This is a genomic window from Crocosphaera watsonii WH 8501 (genome assembly GCF_000167195.1).
GTDB lineage: Bacteria > Cyanobacteriota > Cyanobacteriia > Cyanobacteriales > Microcystaceae > Crocosphaera > Crocosphaera watsonii.
In genome coordinates, this window is record NZ_AADV02000004.1 from 136,880 (window position 1) to 156,527 (window position 19,648).

Consider the following 19,648-nt stretch of genomic DNA (forward strand, 5'->3'; position numbering starts at 1 on the left):
ATGAGACATTTCTACAAACTCAATTAATCAAGTTCTTTTAATTAATAAATAACTACAGGGAACAAAATAGAGTGCCAGTAAAGTTGCCCCAAAAATCCCTCCGGCAATGACAATGGCTAAAGGAGGCCAAAATCCTCCTCCTCCTAATAACAAAGGAACAAAACCAATGGGGGTAGTAAAAGTTGTGGTTAAGACATGACGGGTAGAATGTATGACGATTTCTCTTACAGCGCGAGAATTACCTAATCTTGCTTCGGGATCATCTTTAATGGCAGTTAAAACAACGATAGAATCATTAATTGCCACTCCCACTAGACCTATGGACCCAATAATGGACATAAACCCGAAGGGATAGTCAAATAACCATAATGCAAATAATCCTAACCCCACCGAACAAATTCCCACCACACCAATGACTGCGGCTAAACGAAAGGATCCTAAAGATAATACTAAGATTGTCACCATGATAATAGTTAATACCCCAACCAAGGACAGTAACCTTCCCACTGCATTATTTCTCTCCGCTGATTCTCCGCCAATTTCTAGGGTATACCCACTGGGTACGACCAAATTAGCATTTTCTAGGCGTTTTTGAAATTCTGACAAAACTTGAGAAGGTAAAATACCCATTTCTACGAATCCTTGAACTGTATTAACTCTTTGTCCGTTACGTCGAGTAATTTGGTTAATTTCGGGTAAGATGGTCACATTTCCTAGAGAGGTGAAGGGTACTGACTGCCTATTTTCGGTTAAATAAAGGGAACGAATGTTATCTAAGTCTCCCCGTTGTAATCCATTGACTCGCACTCTTACGGGTAGTTCTTCGGAAGATTCCACAATTGTTCCTCCTGTAACCCCTTCTAAGGTCGAATTTAACTGGTTAGCAATATTAGCATTACTAAACTGGGTTAAACGGCTTTTTTCTTCATCTATTTGTAGCCCCAATTTCGCTAAATTCTCACTGAGACTATCACGGGTATGGGTAACGTGGGAAACTTGACTTAATTCTTGTCGAAATTTTTGGCCTAAATCGCTTAGAATATCTAGGTCAGAGCCATATATACGAAGTTCCACTGGTGCATCCACTGGAGGCCCTTGTTCAAGGGGACGCACTAATACCCTAGCATTAGGGTAAACTTTGTCCAGTTCCTTTTGTATAACAGGAATTAAAGCGCGAGAAATTTCTGGAGATTCTGTTTCCACCAAAGCTTGAGCATAATTTGGCTCATTTTTACGCCCTTCAACCAAATTATAGTAAAATCTAGGCGCACTTTCCCCAATAAACCACTGTACATTTTTCACCCCTTCGTGTTCTAAAATCAACTGACGCGCTTCTAAAACTTGACTACGGGTTTGAGCGAGGGCAGTAGAAGCAGGAAATTCTAACTCCAGATTAAATTGATCCCGATCCGCAGTAGGGAAAAACTGTTCTTGAAGGGTTCCTGCTTGCATAAAACCAATTATGGGTAAGCAAAGGGCTAATAAAATCCCCAGGATAGGATATTTAAACAGTTGATGTAAACTCCAGCGATATTTTTGGGTTAACCATCCCCAAGAAAATCCTTCATTAAACCATCGCAAGGGTAAAAAAGATGAGGGATCAGAATTTGGTGGGGGAAAATGAACCGTAATAGCAGGAATAATGCTTAAAGAGATTAAAAGAGAGAAAGTTAGGGCAATAATAACGTTAACACCAATTGTTCCCACAAATTCTCCCGATGGACCTGGTAATAAGGCAATGGGTAAAAACGCACAGACAGTGGTTAATGTGGAGGCAAGTAGGGGAATAAATAGATAATTTACGGACTTTTTAAGGGCTTTAATGGGCTTTAAGCCCATTTTTAGGTTATTTGGTACCTCATCCACTACAACGATCTCATTATCGATCAATAACCCCAAGGCCACGATCAATCCCGTGATTGACATTTGGTGAAAGGGAATCTCTAACCATTGCATCCCGGCAAATACCATCAACCCTGATAGGGGTAAAGCACATCCCACAATTAACGCCGATCGCCATCCCATCATCAATACAGTTACAGCAAATACACAACCTGCACCGAGTAAAAGATTGATAATCAAACTATTGAGGCGATCTTCAACATAAGGGGTTTGATCAAAGACAATATTAAGCCCTAATCCCCTGGGAAGATTCTCCTGAAAGCGATCTAAGGTTTGATAAACTTGTTGTGACCATTGGTCGATACGTTGATTCGATCGCACTAATAAGGCAATGGCGATCGCTGGATGTCCATTAATAAGGTGATTTCCGAGAAAGCTTTTCCCATAGGGGGTAATCGCTTGGACTAAAGGCTTTCAAGAAATAAAAGGAACAGAGAGTTAGCGGATCTTGGTACACAACTTTAAAATTTCATAATTGGCTTGTCTGAAAAAACAGAAGAAATAGATTAAAATGAAGAGGTAAAAAGATTAGAGAGAGTAAATTGAAGCTAAAACAGACAAATCATCCCTTAACCCCGTCGATGGTCGATGATTTACGTTTAGCAGCCTCAAAAATGACGGGAGCAGAGCGTCGTTCATTTCAAGCTGAAATGTGTCTCAAGTATTGTGGAGGAAGTGCCAGACAAACCGAAATCGTGTTTGGTTGGGGGAGAAAAAATGTTCAACTTGGATTACATGAAAAACGAACTGGGATAGTGTGTTTAGGATTACAATCAGTCAATAGTGGATGTAAAAAATGGGAGGAAAGATACCCAATAGTTGCCCAATCATTGAAAGAAATAGCCGAAGCTCACGCACAACAAAACCCCACATTTAATAACCCCATTGCCTATACAAGATTAACGGCGGCTGAAGCCATTAAACAATTAAGAAATCTAGGATATAATGGAGAGGAGGTTCCTGCTGCTTCGACAATGGCAGATATTTTAAATCGTTTGGGCTATCGATTAAGAAAAGTGGTAAAAGCTAAACCTAAAAAAAAATCTCGGAGACGGACGCTATCTTCGAGAATATAGAGAAAAAAGATAGAAAAAAAGACCCTTCTGTGAAACGTTTAAGTATGGATTGTAAAGCAACTGTGGAAATAGGAGAATATTCACGTGGCGGACAAACCAGAGGTTATAATCAAGCTCAAGATCATGATATGGGAACTAAAGAAAAATACGTTCCTTGTGGGATTGTAGATAAAGAGACAGGGCAACTTTATGTAACTTTTGGAAGTTCTTATAAAACGAGTGATTTCATGGTAGATAACTTGGAGCAATGGTGGACAAGTCTGAGTATAACTGAAAAGCAGCAACTAGAGAACATCCAATTTAAAGTTGATAATGGACCAGAAAATAGTGGAAGAAGAAGGCAATTTTTGAAGAGAATGGTAGAGTTTGCCGACCAAACTAAGAAATCTATTCAATTACTATATTTTCCTCCTTATCACAGTAAATATAATCCCATAGAAAGATGTTGGGGAATTTTAGAGAGGCATTGGAACGGAACACTTCTGAGAAATGCTCAAACGATGTTAGCTTGGGTAAAAACTATGACATGGAAAGGCTTAAATCCGATAGTTAAGTTAAGTAAAAAAGTTTATCAAAAAGGCATTTCTTTAACGAAAAAAGAGATGAAGGAAATTGAGAAACGTTTAGAACGTAATCCTCACTTACCTAAATGGGATATTTTGATTAGACCCAGTTAGTCTAAAAAGTTAATAAGAGTGTAAAATTAAGTGAATTTCCTTTTTAAAAATAGTCAAAGCTAATTTAAAAGTTAGCGTATTTCTTTCTTTTAGATAGGGAGGTTTTTGTTCGCGGAAAGTATCCGCGAACAACTTTTTATTTTTCCCTTTTCGCTTATTTGAGATGTTCTACAAACAGATTCTGAGAATGGGTGGGAAACTTTTTCTTGGAAATCACCTTGCAATATTCTTTTATTCAAAATAACATTAACTCTATTTTGAGTTGCCATTAATTCCTCATCATTTTTAATGGGACGAGGGGGAAACTCCATTACCAACTGTAAATAATAATTATTAGCTTCTTTTAAACCAATCGTCATTTTTCCAAGTCTCCTTACTATAGTTTGCGTGAGTTAAAATTTTATTGCTCAAATGTTATTAGATGATTATATAATAAAAAGAAAGTCAGACAAATAAAACAGTGGTTAAAACACCATCTAAACCTTTAATCCTAGAAGAATTTTTAATCCTTCCTGAAACAAAACCCGGGACGGAATTTATTAAAGGAAAAATTAGACAAAAACCTATGCCACAAGGAGAACACAGTTTATTACAAGGCGAACTTTGTGAAACCATTAATTTTGCAGCAAAACGACCACAAATAGCTAGAGCATTTCCAGAATTACGTTGTACCTTTGAGGGAAATTCTATTATTCCTGATGTATCTGTTTTTCGTTGGTCAAGAATTCCTAAAACTTCAGCAGGAAAAATTGCCAATCGTTTTGAAATACATCCTGATTGGTCAATTGAAATTTTATCCCCTCGTCAAAGTTACACGAGAGTATTAGAAAATCTGTTATATTGTTCTCAATATGGCACAGAATTGGGTTGGTTAATTGATCCCGGAGAAGAAAGTATTTTAGGGATTTTTCCCGAACAAAAAGTACAATTATTTCGAGGCAAGCAACAATTACCTATATTAACGGGAATTGATTTACAGTTAACCGTTGAACAAATATTTAATTGGTTAAAATTTTCTTGAATTTGATTATTTTTTGTCCCAAAGATGAAACTGTAAAGTAGTTTGATTTATAAATTTTCCATTTCTTGCTTAGCCCACTCTCTATATTTTGGATTAGGATCGAATTGGTGTATGTAGTTTAGAATTATTCGCTTTTCATACTTATTTAACGAGTTATTTGTTAAATACTCTTGTTTCAAGATTTCCATTGTTTCAACTTCTTTCTCAATATAAAATTGTTTATGAGCTATTTGTAATTCATTAGATTTATTAGTATTTTTTATATTCGGTGAAAATATTACAGATACTAGCATAGATACTGTAGCAACTAACAGAATAGTTAAAGTAGCTAAACCAACGAATTTGTCAAGGGATTCAGTCCGAGACATAGAGTTAAGAATTACTCTTGAAAATTCATCAGGAGTTTTCTTAGAAGAAGAAAGATTTGTATCTGTTTTTTCTGATGTTTTCTCTTCTATCTTAGGGTGTGGAGGAAATGAAGCCGAATGATAATAATAAGTACTATTATTATCTGTCCCTGCTCCTTGTCCTTGAACATCGATACAATATCCGAATTATATCATCTCAAATTATCTGGAGACTGAAACGAAGAATTACTGATCTTAAAAAATAAAATTGGGGGTGACCAGAAAATCAGGGGTGCAGGTTCCCCGCCTGTCTTGATGCAGTCGCTCCTTGATGGGAACCACCAAGACCGCGCTGCATCGCTTTACGGCGCACAGTCTAAGATTTTATGTTACACTCAGAGTACGCCAATAAATCTAGCGTCAAATGATAGTCTTAGAGTTTAAGATAAAAGGGAAAACAAAGCAGTATCAAGCCATCGACGAAGCCATCAGAACATTCCAATTTGTTCGCAATAAGTGCTTGCGTTATTGGATGGATGGTCAAAAGGTTAATCGTGCCGAACTATATCGGTACAATACTAAACTGCGATCTGAATTTTCTTTTGTTCAAGACCTAAACTCTCATGCTTGCCAAGCTTCTGTAGAAAGATGCTGGTCATCTATAGCTAGATTTTTTGATAATTGTAAAAAACAAATCCCTGGCAAAAAAGGTTATCCACGTTTCAAGAAAAATACTCGTTCAGTTGAGTATAAAACCAGTGGATGGAAACTTTTAGACCCGAAACATATTGAGTTTACTGATAAAAAAGAAATTGGTAAACTCAAGCTAATTGGAACTTGGGATTTAGCTTTTTATCCTCAAGATAAGATCAAAAGAGTTAGGTTAGTGCGTAGAGCAGATGGTTATTATTGTCAATTCTGCATTTCTGTTGATATCAAAGAAGAATTACCACCAACTCATCAAACCATTGGTTTAGACGTTGGTTTAAAGGAATTCTATACTGATTCAATGGGGCAAACTGAACCAAACCCTAGATTTTATCGTCAAGGAGAAAAAAGATTAAAGTTTCATCAACGGCGTATTTCTCGAAAAAAGAAAGGCTCAACCAACCGTAAAAAAGCCATTAATAAACTTGGTCGTAAACATCTCAAAATAAGTAGGCAACGTGAAGAACACGCTAAGAGACTAGCGCGTTGCGTAATCCAATCTAACGATTTTGTCGCTTACGAAGATTTGAGGATTAGGAACCTAGTTAAAAACCATTGTTTGGCTAAGTCAATTAATGATGCTGGTTGGTATCAATTTAGAAAATGGTTAGAGTATTTTGGAAAAAAAATGGGCAGAGTAACTGTTGCAGTTAATCCTGCTTATACAAGCCAAATTTGTTCTAATTGTGGGGCTGTCGTTAAAAAATCCTTATCTACAAGGACTCATGTTTGTGCTTGTGGATGTCGATTAGATAGAGACGAAAACGCAGCCATAAATATTCTTAATCGAGCCTTGGGTACTGTAGGGCATACAGGAACCTGGATCTTAGATCCGAACACTTCAGGAGATTTGTCCTCTACTTTTGTTGGAGCAATCCTGCATCAGCAAGACGAGTCGTTGATTGAAGAATCCCCGTGCCTTTAGGTCGGGGAGTGTCAAATTAACCCACATCACACCCCCTACACCAACATATTTATTGAGGACGATTACCGTAGAAAAGTTGCATACTTTCCACGGTTAAAACTTGGGGAGGAGTTGCATCGGGAGGATAAAGAAAATCAACTTCAACCTTTCTTTGTTCCCCTGGTTTCAAATTAAATCTCACCAAAGGTTCTCCTTTTTGTCCTTGTCGCTGTACTAGATGAAAGAAACGTTCTTGAGGTTTTCCCTGCCGATCTTCATAATTCACCTGTACTGTTCCCCGAAAGAATACTTGACCTTCGGGACGACGGGAAAAGATTAGGCGATCGGCGTATTCATTTTTCTTAAAAGGAGTTTGCAAGGTTACAGCAACGGTTTGGGGTTGATTAGTTTTATTAACCAAAGGCAAAGTTAAACTATAGTGTACCCCATAGTTACCATGAGCTTTATAAGCAGTATCAGGATAACGCACTAACATGGGTGCGCTTTGTATCTGTCGAGTGCCGTGGGTTCCGGTTGTTACCGTACTTAGGGGATAAGAAAACGCCCCACCTCGTCCAGGAATACTCAGGTAAGGTTTATCCGCTCCATCGCTCAGTGTTGCTTCCCATTCCGATCCCACAGAAATACCAGCAACACGGCCATAAATGGTTTTATCCCCATAGTCAGTATCTAGGGGGGTGGGGGCTAAATCTCTGGGATAGATTAAAGCGCCTTGGGTGATAATTCTTCGCCATTCGTTGAGGTTGGGTTGTCGATAAGAAATCTTGACTTTTTCTTTGTCCCCTTCCTGATATTTAATTTGTTCTGGAACTTCATACAGGGCTAAATTAGCCATATAAAGTGGTCCATCGCTATGTACCCGTAAAAAAGTTGAGCGCGCACCACTGGGTTGAATGGGGAGGGCAAACAACATCCGACTTTGGTAAGGTGGAATAGAAATAAGACGGGATAATTCTTTTTGGTTAACCCCTCGTAAAATGTCCCCCATTAAACGGGAACCCGGACCGGAAAAAACTTGCCCCGATGGATCTTCAACGATAGGAGGAAGATTAATGAACGGTGCATCAGAAGAGTTAATATAACTGATTCCTTGCTTGATATTGACCATTATGGTCTTAGAGGTAGGGTTATGTACCAAAAGACCTTGATAAAGGGTTTTATTCCCTTGAGCCGGTCGGGAAATATGATGGGTGAAAACGTCAAAACGGCCTTCTACCGCATGATTGAGATGCGCTCTAGGGTTTCTTTTGCCATTAACAGGAAAGGTGGATAATAAAACCCCTTCCCTAGAAACAACTTCCGGGCTATTGCTATTGAAAACTAAAACATCATTGAGTTGCCCAGGTAAAGGGCGTATCTCTTGAGGTTGAGTGATAAATTGAGGGTTCCTTTCCCTGTAGGTCAAAGGATAGGAGGCTGTTTGTGCGATTAGAAGTGGTGATAGTAATGAAAGCATAGATATAAAACCAGCAATTTTAAAACAGAGTTAATTATTTTAGCTTTTTTTTAGATTGCCGTCATTGAGGAGTAATTGTCAATTCATAGATAGAAAAGAACCAAAACAGGATAAATTGGTTCCCATTACTTTTGTAAATCGCTCTAGGCTAACACAAACTTTCGTTGAAGGGTCAGGATCGTTCCATTGAAATTTTGAATCTTGACTATAGGGGGTGACTGGGAGACGTGGTGACTGGGTGACTGGGTGACTGGGTGACTGGCAGTGTGAGGATCCTCGGGACACTCACTCAACCAAAATATTTAGACACCCACTTGAAAAGTGCGATCTACTTACCCATACCCAACTGCTGAGCTTTCTGATAAACTTTTCCTTCCGTTAATAGGGAGGGTGCAATAACCACCTCAACTTCCTGCATTTCTTTGAGATCCTTGGCTCCTAAGGTTCCCATACTGGTTTGTAAGGCTCCTAATAAATTATGGGTGCCATCGTCTAATTTAGCAGGGCCGGTGAGAATTTCCTGGATGGTGCCTGTGGTTCCCACATTGATACGGGTTCCTCTGGGTAATACAGGGGAAGGGGTGGCCATACCCCAATGATAATCCCTGCCAGGGGACTCGGCGGCACGGGCAATGGGAGATCCGATCATCACTGCATCGGCACCACAGGCGATACATTTACAGATGTCTCCCCCGGTGACAATACCTCCATCGGCCACCACTGGAACATAACGGCCTGTTTCTCGTTGATAATCATCCCTGGCCGCTGCACAGTCTGCGATCGCAGTTGGTTGGGGAACTCCTACCCCTAACACTCCCCGAGAGGTACAAGCTGCCCCCGGACCAATACCGACTAAAAGGGCGGCTGCTCCTGCTTTCATCAAGTTTAAAGCCACTTCATAAGTAACACAGTTACCAAAAATGACAGGCATGGGCATTTCTTGGCAAAATCCCTCTAAATTAAGGGGCGTAATCGATTCTGGGGATAAATGGGCCGTAGATACCACCGTTGCTTGTACAAATAATAGATCCGCTCCGGCTTCTGCAACAATATTTCCATATTTAGATGCACCGGCAGGGGTTAAACTGACTGCGGCAATACCACCGTTGTTTTTGATCTCAATGATGCGCTGTTTAATTAATTCTGGTTGAATGGGTTTTGCGTATAGTTCCTGCATTAACCCCACAAACTCAGATTTACCTACGGAAACAATGCGATCGAGAATTGGCTTAGGATCTTCGTAACGAGTTTGAATCCCTTCTAAATTAAGAACACCGATCGCTCCTAAGTCTGAGAGTAACCCGGCCATTTTCACATCCACCACACTATCCATAGCACTAGCTAAAATGGGGATGCTCCGTTCAATACCACCAATAGTCCAGGAAGTATCGGCTAAACTAGGGTCTAAGGTACGATTGCCAGGTACAAGAGCGATTTCGTCTATCCCGTAAGCACGTCGGGCTGTTTTGTTGCGACCAATAATAATATTCACTTCTATATTCCATTCCCTAAGTATTAAATTAGGCTACCAAATTTTGAGGGTTTTGGGAAAGGGGTTCGTCTGCTAATGTTGATTTTAGGAACTATAATAGTCCTAGAAAATCTGATTAGTAATCAGTGCAAATCTTTGGTGGTGTGGGTAAGTATTATGAAAATAAACAGTTCTCCGAAGCGACGGGACTATGGCTTACAATGTCCTAAAAAGTTTAAACTTCACAGAAAACATCATTCTTGGGTGGGTTGGGGTGTCGGTGTTGTTTTGTTGGGACTTGGTGGGGGAACGGTTGCCGGGGGTTTATTGGTGCAACAAAACCTGACTCCTATGGTTGAGCAGCAACTTAGCCGTTTTCTTAATCGTCCTGTAGAGTTGGGAACATTAGAAACATTTTCTTTCAATTATATTCGCTTTGGTTCTACGGATCTCTTATCTACACCAACTGATCCGGCTAAGGTGTCTATGTCAGCTTTGAAAATTTCTTATAATCCTCTTAGCTATATTATTAATGGAAAATTAGAAATTGAAGTAACTGCTATCGAACCTTCTGCTTATTTAGAACAAGGTAAAAACCGTGATTGGTTAGTAACTAAGTTTAATAAATTAAATCCTAATAGTCCTGTCCGTTTCAAACATTTGACTATCGAAAAAGGTCAAGCTATTGTTGTTTCTCGTTCTGCTGAGGGGGAGAAAGAAGATCCTATAAACTTACAAAACTTATCAGGAATTATTCAAGTCATTCATGAGAGGAGAGAAATAAAATTTCAAGTAAATTCTCAGATAGTTGATAGTGGAAAGTTAAATGTATCTGGAGTATATGATCGAAATGAGAAAGCTACTAATTTATTGGTTAGGGGAAACCAAATCAATGCTAATAGAGTTAGTCAAATTTTGCCTATTCCTATAGAGTTAAAATCAGGTAAAGTTGATGCTAATTTAGAAGTATCATACGGCAACAAAAAAATAAAAAATTTACAAGGTGTCGCTAGGTTAAACCAAGTTAGTACGAGAATTAAGGGTTTACCTCAATCTTTAGTTGCTGAAGGAAACTTAATGTTTAAAGGTAGAAGAATTAAGTTTGATGAGGTTACTACTAATTTTGGAGAAGTTACAGGTATTGTTAAAGGAAATATTGATTTAGATGAGGGTTTGAACTTAACAGCAAATACTCAAGTAACTTCAATTAAAGATGTTTTTAAAACTATTAAGCAAGACCCAAAAAATATGTCAGTATCTGGCAAGGTTGAAGGAGATTTAAAGGTTATAGGGGGCTTTAAAAATCCGCAGGTCTTCATATCTTTAAAGAACAAAGATAAAATAAGAATTGATCGGGTTGATTTTAGTAATGTAAAAGCAAATTTAGGGATCAATAAGCATCAAATTACTATTAATAGTTTTCAAGCTGTTCCGACAATGGGTGGACAAGTAATAGGAAAAGGCAATATAAATCTTAATTCATCTTCTCGTTTATATTCTATCGATATTGAAGGTAAAGGTATTCCTACAGCTAGTTTGGCTAGTCTCTATGAAACAGATATTCCTAGCTATATTCATCAAGTTTCTACTCGTGTTAATTTATCAGGAAATCTCCAGAATAATACAAGTTTTAAAGCCAGAGGTGATGCTAATTTCCAAGCAAAAAGCGGAACAATAAAAGCCGAAAATTTTAGTTATAGTAATGGTGATTGGGGAGGAGATGTTATTGTTTCAGGTATTGATGTAGATAATTTTAATCTTCCTATTAAAAAGGGTAAAATACAAGGCAGATTTGCTGTTTCAGGAAACAGTAAAAAAACAATTAAAGATAGTTTAAAAGCCAATGGAGAATTAACAATAAAAGTTAATAATGGTTTTATAAATGCTAAAAATATACAATTTTTCCAAGGAAACTGGCAAGCTAAACTAGGGGTAAAAAATACTGAAATTAGGCAACTATTGCCTAAAACTGGTTTACAAGGTAGATTCAACGGATTTTTTGATGTTGCGGGTAATCTAGAATCTAATCTTAACAATATTCAAGGTCAAGGTCAGGGAAGTTTGACCATAGGTGGAGGAAAAATTGTTGCTAATAATCTTTACTTAAATCAAGGTAAATGGTCAACTGAGATAACGAGTCAGAATGTTGATATTAAGAGTTTAACCAATAAAGTACCTGCAAAATTATCGGGAAAATTAAACAGTAATCTAACTCTAACAGGAGATATTACTCCTGAAACTTTTCTAAATAGTATTGAAGGAAAAGGTAACATCACATTATCCCTATCTCAAGGGGCGATCGCAGCTAAGGATCTCACCATTACTCAAGGTGACTTTACTACTACCTTGATCCCTACTTCTCTCCCTCTAAAAACAATATCTACTAACTTAACTGGAAATTTAGCAGGAAACTTAGAGATTACAGGAAAATTAGACAAAATATCCCCAGAATATATACAAGCTAAAGGAAACTTACAATTTAGTCAAGGATTACCCTATATCAACCGTTCTCTAACCACAGCTATACAATGGGATGGACAAAGATTAATTTTAGATGAGATCACAGCATCGGGGTTAACAGCAAAAGGATGGTTAGACGTTGATTTAAAGAACAAGAAAGGTATATTATCATCAATTAAAGGATTTTCTTTCGATATTGACGGAAAAAGTTTTGATATAGCTAGTTTTCCCTTATCCTTACCCGTTGAAAATGTAAACTATTCAGGAAAACTAGACTTTAAAGGGGCGATCGCCGGAACACCTCAAACCCCTAATATTGAGGGAGAAATGGCGTTAGTTAACTTAAAAGTAGAAGATATTACTTTCGAGCCTGTAATAAGCGGAAATATTCTCAAAAATCCCGAAAAAGGACTAGAATTAACTTTAAAGGGGACAAAAGACCAGATCCATTTGCAACTTGATCCCCAACTCAACCCCCTTACTGTAACTATTAAACAGGAAAACATAGATTTAGTCGCTAATAAAGAAGACGATCGTTGGAAAATAGATATTAGTTCCCTTTCCTTACCTATTATCCAAAAAATTGCTCAAACAAAGCTCAAAAATAATCCTTTACTCCTGCAACCCATGACAGGAAAATTATCCGGTCAATTTACTTTAGACTTAGATAGTGGGGCGATGGCCGGGGAAAAGGTTGCTATTCTCAATCCCATTGTAGGGACAATTCAAGCGAAACAAATTGAGGGAGACTTTCACTATGTAAACCAAACCTTAGCAGTCAATAATACTAAAATTTCCACTCATAACAGTCAATACGACCTAAATGGACAATTTAAACAAACCCCTAATGGTCCAGAAATAGCAGCTAATGTGAACATTAATAGGGGTAAACTCCAGGATATTCTAGAAATACTACAAATTTTTGATCTAGAAGACCTAAAACGGGGATTAAACCCCCCAGAATACGCAAAAGCAGCCGATCTTTATCAAAACGATCATAGTTCCCAGACTCCTCTGTTTCAAGTAGAAACAGCAAAACAGTCTCTTGGCGATCGCCTAGAAACCTTCGACCAAATTACCAAATGGTTAGGAAAAAATAAAGAGGAAAAACAAGAAAATAAAACTTTACCTGAGTTAGAACTGTTAAAAGGAGACTTTTCCGGAAAAATTGCCGTAAATATTACCCCAAACACTGGATTAAAACTAAACTTCGATCTCATGGGACAACAATGGGAATGGGGAAAATATCAACTCACCCAGTTTCAGGCCAAAGGAAACTGGAAAGAAGGAATGTTGACCCTAGAACCGTTTAATCTACAATTAAAAGATAGTGTAATTCAATTTGTCGGTCGTATTGGCCAGACAACCCAACAGGGACAGTTACAGGTAGTAAATATTCCCCTAGAAACCCTGTCACAAGGGGTTAACCTTCCCTCCCTTGTCACCTTGGGAGGAAAACTTAACGCCAATATGAACTTAGGGGGAACCCGTGACAACCCTCAAGCATCGGGAAAATTAGCTATTGAACAACCTAGCATCAATCAAACTCTGTTAGACTCTACTCAAGGACAATTTACCTACGAAAAAGGTCAATTTAACTTTATCGCAAGTAGTATTCTTGATCGCCAGAGTGAACCCTTGACCATAGAAGGAACCTTTCCCTACATTTTCCCCTTGGCCAAAGTGCAACCCCAAAGCGATCGCTTCTCCCTCAAGTTTCAGGCCAGAAACGAAGGGTTAACCCTACTCAATATCCTCACTAGAGGACAACTCGCTTGGTTAGGAGGAAGAGGAGAAGTACAATTAAACTTATCGGGAAAAGTTGACCCAAAACGGGGTATTCCCTATGAACTACAAGCAGATGGTTTAGCCCTAGTTAAAAACGCCACTATTGCTACCAAAATGATTCCTAAAAGCCCGTTTCAACAGGTTCAGGGCAAAATTTTCTTTGACTTAGATACCATTGCCTTTGATAGCCTACAAGGGAGTTTTAGTGGTGGTGAATTTAATATTAATGGTTCTTTACCCCTATTAAAACTAACTCAAAATAACCCATCTGTAACCGTTCAGATGAACAATATAGCCCTTAACCTCCCGCAAATGTATCAAGGGGGGGTACAAGGAAATTTGAACATTGGTGGCAGTGTATTTAATCCTGAAATTGGGGGAGAAGTCAATCTATTTTCTGGACAAATTTTACTCAAAGAAAATGGGAAGAAACCTCGGTCAAACAAGGCTTTATTTGGTAGCACAAAACTCAATAATTTGCAAGTAAACTTAGGAGAGAACTTGACCATAAATCGTTTGCCTATTTTAAACTTTCTTGCCACAGGAAATTTAGCCTTAAACGGAACATTAGCAGAACCAAAACCAACAGGAACTATTACCTTAGAAAATGGTCTAGTTAATCTCTTTGCCAGTCAGTTACGATTAGCAGGAGGGAAAAATAATACCGCACAATTTATACCAGAAAAAGGATTTGATCCTTACTTGAATATTAAACTATTTGCCTCTGCAACAGAAACCACACAAAATACTGTTAATATTAATCCGAATTCTCCAGAAATACCAGATACTTTTAGCGCAACTAAAAATAGTTTAGAGACAGTAAGAATCAAGGCAAACGTAGAAGGATTTGCCAGTAAAATTACTAAAAGAATTCAATTAAGTAGTCAGCCCAAACGAAGTCAACAGCAAATTGTCACCCTTTTAGGAGGAACTTTTCTTAATACATTAGGCACAGGAGAAACCACACTAGGATTAGCAAATTTAGCAGGAAATGCAGTCTTAGGAACTGTTCAAGGGGCAATTGGCGAAGCATTAGGATTAAGTGAATTTCGGATTTTTCCTACTCCTTTAATTAACAAAGAAGACTCCCTTGATACCTCTAATATCGGTTTTGCCGCCGAAGCTGGACTCGATCTAACAGAAGATTTTTCTCTGTCCATTCAAACTATTGTTAACGGCGATAGTCCTCCCAAGTTAGGTTTACAATACCGTATTAATGAGAGTACAGTTATTAGAGGATCTAGTAATTTTTCTGATGATAATCGGGGAAGTATTCAATTTGAACAACGATTTTAAGAGATAAATTTTCTTATGGTATCCTGGTTTAACAAAATGCCTGGTCGTGCCTATTTATTGATTGGAGTGATGATATTCGGTGTGGCCAACTCTGTCACCCGTAAATTGACAGAAATAGGCGCAGAAAATCTTATTGATGGTCGTAACCCTATTTCTTTGTGTAATGTCTTATTTGTAGGAAATTTGTGCGCTTTAATAGCTTTGATTGGAGTTTATTCTCGTCAACTAAACCCCACAGCTTTTCGTCATCTATCCTCAAAAAATTGGTGTTATTTGTTGTTAGTAGCTTTATTATCTGGTGCTTTGGCACCGGGTTTATTTTTTAGCGCCCTTGAGCAAACAGCAGTCAATAATGTTATTTTAGTTAGTCGCATTGAACCCCCTTTAATTTTATTATTATCCGTTATATTTTTACAGGCCAGGGTTAATAGTTGGGTAGTAAGTGGTGCAATTGTATCAGCAGTTGGGGTTGTCCTCACTGTAGTTTTACAACCCCCTGGAAGCGAGATGATCCAGATGTCAGCTTTTCAACTAGGAAGAGGAGAGTTAATGGCAACCGCAGGAGCAGTATTTTCAGCGATCGCTAATATTATCAGTCAAGTGAGCTTAAAAAATGTACCCTTGGGGTTATTTAATGTAGTGAGAACTGCATTTTGGACAATTATTTTCTTTGCGATCGCATGGTATTTATTTGGGATAGAACATTTCATGGATGTATCCTCCCCTTTGCTGTGGAAATGGATGGTTTTTTATGGAACAGTTATCGTTGTTATCGGCCAGTTATCTTGGTTTGCTGGTTTAAAACGTAGCAACGCTTCTGAGGTATCTTTAGCTAACTCTTTCAACCCCATTGCCGGTGTTTTAGCTGCTTTTTTTATTTTAGGAGAAACCCCAACAGCAGCGCAATATATAGGAGGTTTAGTGATTTTAGGAGGAATTATTCTTAATCAAATTGGAATTGTTAGAGAAAATAAGTTACCCTCAAAAACCAGTGTTTCTTCATCCGTAGGGTTTAAAGGAGTTTAAGGATTTATTATAAGTTCGTAGTGAAGGCTTTAGCCATCAATGTAACTGTTTTTTTGTCCTAAAGGACTTACTACATACTTATATTTTGAACTTTTCAGGAACGAATTATCAACCTATCTAAACTATTTTCTAAGTCTTGGGTTAAGGTAGTTACAGCTTGACGACGGCTTTTTTTATAGGCATCAAAACGATCACTAAGCGAGATAGGATCACCCACAGTTATCAAGGCTTTTTGTTTACCTAGTTGGGGACGAAAGAAAGGATTTTCCCCTTTGATTTTTGCGACAACATCCCACAATAATAATACGGTATCCGCAAATCTTTCCGCACTAGGTTTATCCTTAACATAATAACCAGTTACTGCCACAAAAGACTCCACTAAACGCATATGCCACATTCTTAAACTCGCTTCTTCAGCAATGCGATCGCCTAAACCTTTTTCCACCGAAGATAATTTATTTATCTCCTTAAAATCATCCCGATAAATATAGTCCCATCCCGCTTGTTCCAAACGACGACAGCGATCAATTACGGTTCCTTTTGGCTTAAGATTAAAATAAGTTTCTGCTACTTCTAAGCTAGTATTGAGTAATTTTTGTAACCTTTCTTGTAAGGTTTGCTCTGAGTTATTTCCTAAATTTTGATGATAAAATTGCCTATAAAAGTTTTCCATTACCACTAAAAAATGTTGCCCTAATCCATATAATCTTTCGTACAGTTTTGGTGTTTCCAAGGAATGATTGTTAGAAGAAATACCAGCATCTTTTTCCAACTGGGTTAATAACTTTTCAATTTCTTGCCAAGGAGGAGAAACATAGAAATATTGAATGCCAATAGGAACAAGAAAAACCGCTTCTTTGCGGTTACTTTTACGTAAATCTTCTGCACACCAAAACCCCAATTGAGAGATCCCTGGTTCCAGGGGACTAATAATTTCATTATGCCCATTGGTTGCCCCTTCTGGTGCTGCTGAAATAGGGAATTGACTATTAACAAATAACTCTCTTGCTGAACGTAAACCAGGAATATCTAACTTACCCCTTTGTATGGATGTTCCCCCTAAATTAGAGTATAACCAACCCACAGTAGAACCTGCCCATAGAGGAATCCCTCGATCATACATAAAGTGGGAATGAAGGGGATTTTCTAAACTAATTTTCTTTTCTTTAGCCACCTTTGGCAACAGTGTCCACACTAGATGTCCCATGCAATAGGGATCGTTAATACTGGGGTGACGAAAAGCCATTAAAAAGCGAATTTTTTTCTCTTGAAATTGTTGATATAAATAGGCTAATTGTTCAACATTATTACCTTCAATTTCTTGAATTGTGGTTTGCCATTGTAACCATAAAGGTAAACAATTTTTGACACCACGGTAAAGCCAGGGGTTAAAATTAGGGGGAATATACTCTAAAGGTGGTTGAGCATGGATTGAGGCTTGATTCATTTTGTTATTTTATAATTTATCGAGTTTAGACCTGATATCATCAATTTCAGCTTGGGAATTTTTCTCTTTTAATTTGGCAATTTCTTGTTCTACTTTTTTATTATTTTCTAACTCCCTAAATTTACTTTCTAGAGGATCAGAAAATTCTCCAATTGTAGTAGATTGTACTTCTAATTCTAAGATTTGTTGATCAATTCTCTCAAAGAGATTATCAGAATTGTAAGGATCAAAATCTCCTAAAACTTCGTGGAGTTTTTGGGAGGACATAGCAGAACGAAGTCGGGCTAAATAAAGACTTTTTTTGGCCTTAGCTTCCCGTTCTTTATGTTCAATTGTTCTTAACTCATTTTTCAGTTTTTGAATAATCTCATTTTGTTCTATAAGTTGGCTTTGAATACTATCAGCTTGTTGTTGATAAGATTGACGTTTAAATAAAGCTTCTCTCGCTAAACTTTCGCCGCCTTTGGCCATAGCTAACTCAGCCCGTTCGTACCAAGTTGCGGCAGCTTTTTCATAACGAGATAATTGACGTTCTGCACTTTTATGGGTTGCGATCGCCTCTGCCAAAGCCCGACGCATAGCAATCAATTCTTGTTCCATCTTACTGATGGCTTCATCTAATAATTTTTCGGGATCTTCTGCCTCATTAACTAAACTATCCAGATGACCCCGAACAACCCGACCGACTCTTTCTAACCATCCCATTCTTGTTCTCCTAATCTTCTTTTATAGTTTCTAATAACAGTTTACCAAGTTTCTTAGTCTTAAGTAATCAGAAAAAGTTGTTAATAATAACGATTACTTAATATTCATACTGGGTGAAACCTGGGAATCTAAAACCTCTCGTTGTTGCATTTGTTCCAGATATTTAACTTGTTGGGGTAATAGTTGTGAGGGAACTTGATTGATCCCATTTTGCATTTCTAAACGGGTTTTATGATTAAATCCCAAGGGAATATCACTTTGATTATTTTCTTCCATATTTAATTGTTGTTTAATAGACTGACGAACTTGTTCATTTTGGGACACAGGTGGGTTATTTACCGGAGGTGCTGGGGGTTGAATGGTTACAGAGGGAGGTTGAGGAGCAGTTTGTGTTAACTGTTGTTGCATCACTTGACAAACTTGTTCATTTTGGGACACAGGTGGGTTATTTACCGGAGGTGCTGGGGGTTGAATGGTGACAGTGGGAGAGGTTGCCAGTTGAGGAGCAGTTTGTGTTAACTGTTGTTGCATCATTTGACGAACTTACTCATCTCTCGAAAGCAGTTGACTACTGATGGGAGGGGGTGGGGGTTGAATAGAAGAAGGAAGGGGACGAGGAATTTCTGCAACCGGAATAGTAGAAGCTAAGGGGGCAGTTTTAGGGGGTTGAGGAACTTTTAGAGGGGTGGAGATTTGAGGTTGTAGAGAAGGGGGGAAAATGGCGTTAGTCAGGCTTAAAGGTTGATTAACGTTAACCACATTTTGAGTTGGTCCCGGAGGTAGAGGAGAGGGTTTCTGGAGTTTTTGAGGAGACTGGGGAGAAATACAAGGATTAGAAACCGTACTTAGTCTGTCTAAAGTGAACTTATCCGGGGACTTTTTGGCAATATTAAGACTGTTGGGGATGGATATGTCAGGGGAAACCATTTCTAGGTTAAGGGTTGCTGTAGGCGATTCTGGAGGGGTTTCCTGTAGTTTCCATATCTGTACCCCGACGATGGCCAGATTAGACAACAAAATTAATGAAAATGATCCCAGTCCCCAACTGGTAGATAGGGGTGTTAACTTTTGTTCTAACCATAAGGATAAAGACTCATTGCTTCTTCGTTGGATAGGTTGGTTGGGTTCTAAAACCGGATCATAAGTCAAGTTAATTATGTTTTCATCTTCATGGTATGAGGAAGTATTAACGGGCATTTCTGCAATTATTTCTGCATCAATGGGTTCTTCTAGGAGTTTATTGCTTTGGTATGGGCGATTATAGCTATTATCATCCCAATTTAGTTTATTATGAGAATTCATTATGATTTGGATATTCTTATTAGCAGGTTATATTATGTTTA

13 protein-coding genes and 1 pseudogene are annotated in these 19,648 nt (G+C 38.1%); 5 read left to right on the forward strand and 9 right to left on the reverse strand.

The annotated features are described in order from the left end of the window. Positions 1-27: 27 nt before the first annotated feature. The gene (locus tag CWATDRAFT_RS09345) at positions 28-2,298 is read right to left on the reverse strand and encodes an efflux RND transporter permease subunit (RefSeq protein WP_326997409.1); all 2,271 of its coding nucleotides are present in this window, start codon (positions 2,296-2,298) and stop codon (positions 28-30) included. Positions 2,299-2,552: 254 nt separating this feature from the next. Between CWATDRAFT_RS09345 and CWATDRAFT_RS39590 the strand changes: the two are divergent. Then, positions 2,553-3,655, forward strand: a pseudogene (locus tag CWATDRAFT_RS39590) (ISAzo13 family transposase). Positions 3,656-3,744: 89 nt separating this feature from the next. Here CWATDRAFT_RS39590 and CWATDRAFT_RS38420 read toward each other — a convergent pair. Continuing rightward, positions 3,745-4,014 carry a hypothetical protein gene (locus tag CWATDRAFT_RS38420; RefSeq protein WP_198138963.1) on the reverse strand — a complete coding sequence of 90 codons (270 nt, stop codon included), beginning with the start codon at positions 4,012-4,014 and terminating at the stop codon, positions 3,745-3,747. A gap of 101 nt (positions 4,015-4,115) precedes the next feature. On the opposite strand from CWATDRAFT_RS38420, the gene CWATDRAFT_RS09365 reads away from it, so the two are divergent. Continuing rightward, entirely contained in the window at positions 4,116-4,676 is a 561-nt protein-coding gene (locus CWATDRAFT_RS09365) for a Uma2 family endonuclease (RefSeq protein ID WP_007304732.1), read from the forward strand. 47 nt (positions 4,677-4,723) lie between these two features. Here the strand turns inward: CWATDRAFT_RS09365 and CWATDRAFT_RS09370 are convergent, their stop codons facing one another. Then, entirely contained in the window at positions 4,724-5,044 is a 321-nt protein-coding gene (locus CWATDRAFT_RS09370) for a hypothetical protein (protein WP_007304802.1), read from the reverse strand. A 403-nt stretch (positions 5,045-5,447) separates the two neighbouring features. Between CWATDRAFT_RS09370 and CWATDRAFT_RS09375 the strand changes: the two genes are divergently transcribed. Then, entirely contained in the window at positions 5,448-6,656 is a 1,209-nt protein-coding gene (locus CWATDRAFT_RS09375; RefSeq protein ID WP_007304733.1) for an RNA-guided endonuclease InsQ/TnpB family protein, read from the forward strand. A 49-nt stretch (positions 6,657-6,705) separates the two neighbouring features. On the opposite strand, the gene CWATDRAFT_RS09380 is transcribed toward CWATDRAFT_RS09375, so the two are convergent. Continuing rightward, on the reverse strand, positions 6,706-8,112 hold the full coding sequence (locus tag CWATDRAFT_RS09380) for a DUF3370 domain-containing protein (protein ID WP_007304801.1): 1,407 nt from the start codon (positions 8,110-8,112) through the stop codon (positions 6,706-6,708). Positions 8,113-8,440: 328 nt separating this feature from the next. Then, a complete protein-coding gene (locus tag CWATDRAFT_RS09385; protein ID WP_007304800.1) occupies positions 8,441-9,604 on the reverse strand; it encodes a GuaB3 family IMP dehydrogenase-related protein in 1,164 nt (387 codons plus the stop codon). Between the two features lie 75 nt (positions 9,605-9,679). Between CWATDRAFT_RS09385 and CWATDRAFT_RS09390 the strand changes: the two genes are divergently transcribed. Then, entirely contained in the window at positions 9,680-15,127 is a 5,448-nt protein-coding gene (locus CWATDRAFT_RS09390) for a translocation/assembly module TamB domain-containing protein (RefSeq protein WP_007304734.1), read from the forward strand. A gap of 15 nt (positions 15,128-15,142) precedes the next feature. Further along, positions 15,143-16,153, forward strand: a complete 1,011-nt coding sequence (locus tag CWATDRAFT_RS09395; protein WP_007304735.1) for a DMT family transporter — start codon at positions 15,143-15,145, stop codon at positions 16,151-16,153. A gap of 94 nt (positions 16,154-16,247) precedes the next feature. Here CWATDRAFT_RS09395 and CWATDRAFT_RS09400 read toward each other — a convergent pair whose 3' ends face one another. The 4 genes from CWATDRAFT_RS09400 to CWATDRAFT_RS31655 all read right to left on the reverse strand — a co-directional run bounded on the left by CWATDRAFT_RS09400 (position 16,248) and on the right by CWATDRAFT_RS31655 (position 19,607). Next, complete coding sequence (locus CWATDRAFT_RS09400; RefSeq protein WP_007304799.1) at positions 16,248-17,600, reverse strand: glycerol acyltransferase; 1,353 nt, start codon at positions 17,598-17,600, stop codon at positions 16,248-16,250. A 9-nt stretch (positions 17,601-17,609) separates the two neighbouring features. Beyond that, a complete protein-coding gene (locus tag CWATDRAFT_RS09405; RefSeq protein ID WP_007304798.1) occupies positions 17,610-18,305 on the reverse strand; it encodes a PspA/IM30 family protein in 696 nt (231 codons plus the stop codon). A gap of 93 nt (positions 18,306-18,398) precedes the next feature. Next, a complete protein-coding gene (locus CWATDRAFT_RS31650; RefSeq protein ID WP_007304797.1) occupies positions 18,399-18,839 on the reverse strand; it encodes a hypothetical protein in 441 nt (146 codons plus the stop codon). A gap of 9 nt (positions 18,840-18,848) precedes the next feature. Further along, a complete protein-coding gene (locus CWATDRAFT_RS31655) occupies positions 18,849-19,607 on the reverse strand; it encodes a hypothetical protein (RefSeq protein ID WP_007304796.1) in 759 nt (252 codons plus the stop codon). Positions 19,608-19,648 lie beyond the last annotated feature (41 nt).

What these genes read in the sequence shown, in the direction of transcription:
- CWATDRAFT_RS09400 (WP_007304799.1), bottom strand. Translation starts at nt 17,600, where the DNA reads ATGAATCAAGCCTCAATCCATGCTCAACCACCTTTAGAGTATATTCCC.
- CWATDRAFT_RS09390 (WP_007304734.1), top strand. Translation starts at nt 9,680, where the DNA reads ATGTTGATTTTAGGAACTATAATAGTCCTAGAAAATCTGATTAGTAAT.
- CWATDRAFT_RS09405 (WP_007304798.1), bottom strand. Translation starts at nt 18,305, where the DNA reads ATGGGATGGTTAGAAAGAGTCGGTCGGGTTGTTCGGGGTCATCTGGAT.
- CWATDRAFT_RS31650 (WP_007304797.1), bottom strand. Translation starts at nt 18,839, where the DNA reads ATGATGCAACAACAGTTAACACAAACTGCTCCTCAACTGGCAACCTCT.
- CWATDRAFT_RS09375 (WP_007304733.1), top strand. Translation starts at nt 5,448, where the DNA reads ATGATAGTCTTAGAGTTTAAGATAAAAGGGAAAACAAAGCAGTATCAA.
- CWATDRAFT_RS38420 (WP_198138963.1), bottom strand. Translation starts at nt 4,014, where the DNA reads ATGACGATTGGTTTAAAAGAAGCTAATAATTATTATTTACAGTTGGTA.
- CWATDRAFT_RS09380 (WP_007304801.1), bottom strand. Translation starts at nt 8,112, where the DNA reads ATGCTTTCATTACTATCACCACTTCTAATCGCACAAACAGCCTCCTAT.
- CWATDRAFT_RS09395 (WP_007304735.1), top strand. Translation starts at nt 15,143, where the DNA reads ATGGTATCCTGGTTTAACAAAATGCCTGGTCGTGCCTATTTATTGATT.
- CWATDRAFT_RS09370 (WP_007304802.1), bottom strand. Translation starts at nt 5,044, where the DNA reads ATGTCTCGGACTGAATCCCTTGACAAATTCGTTGGTTTAGCTACTTTA.
- CWATDRAFT_RS31655 (WP_007304796.1), bottom strand. Translation starts at nt 19,607, where the DNA reads ATGAATTCTCATAATAAACTAAATTGGGATGATAATAGCTATAATCGC.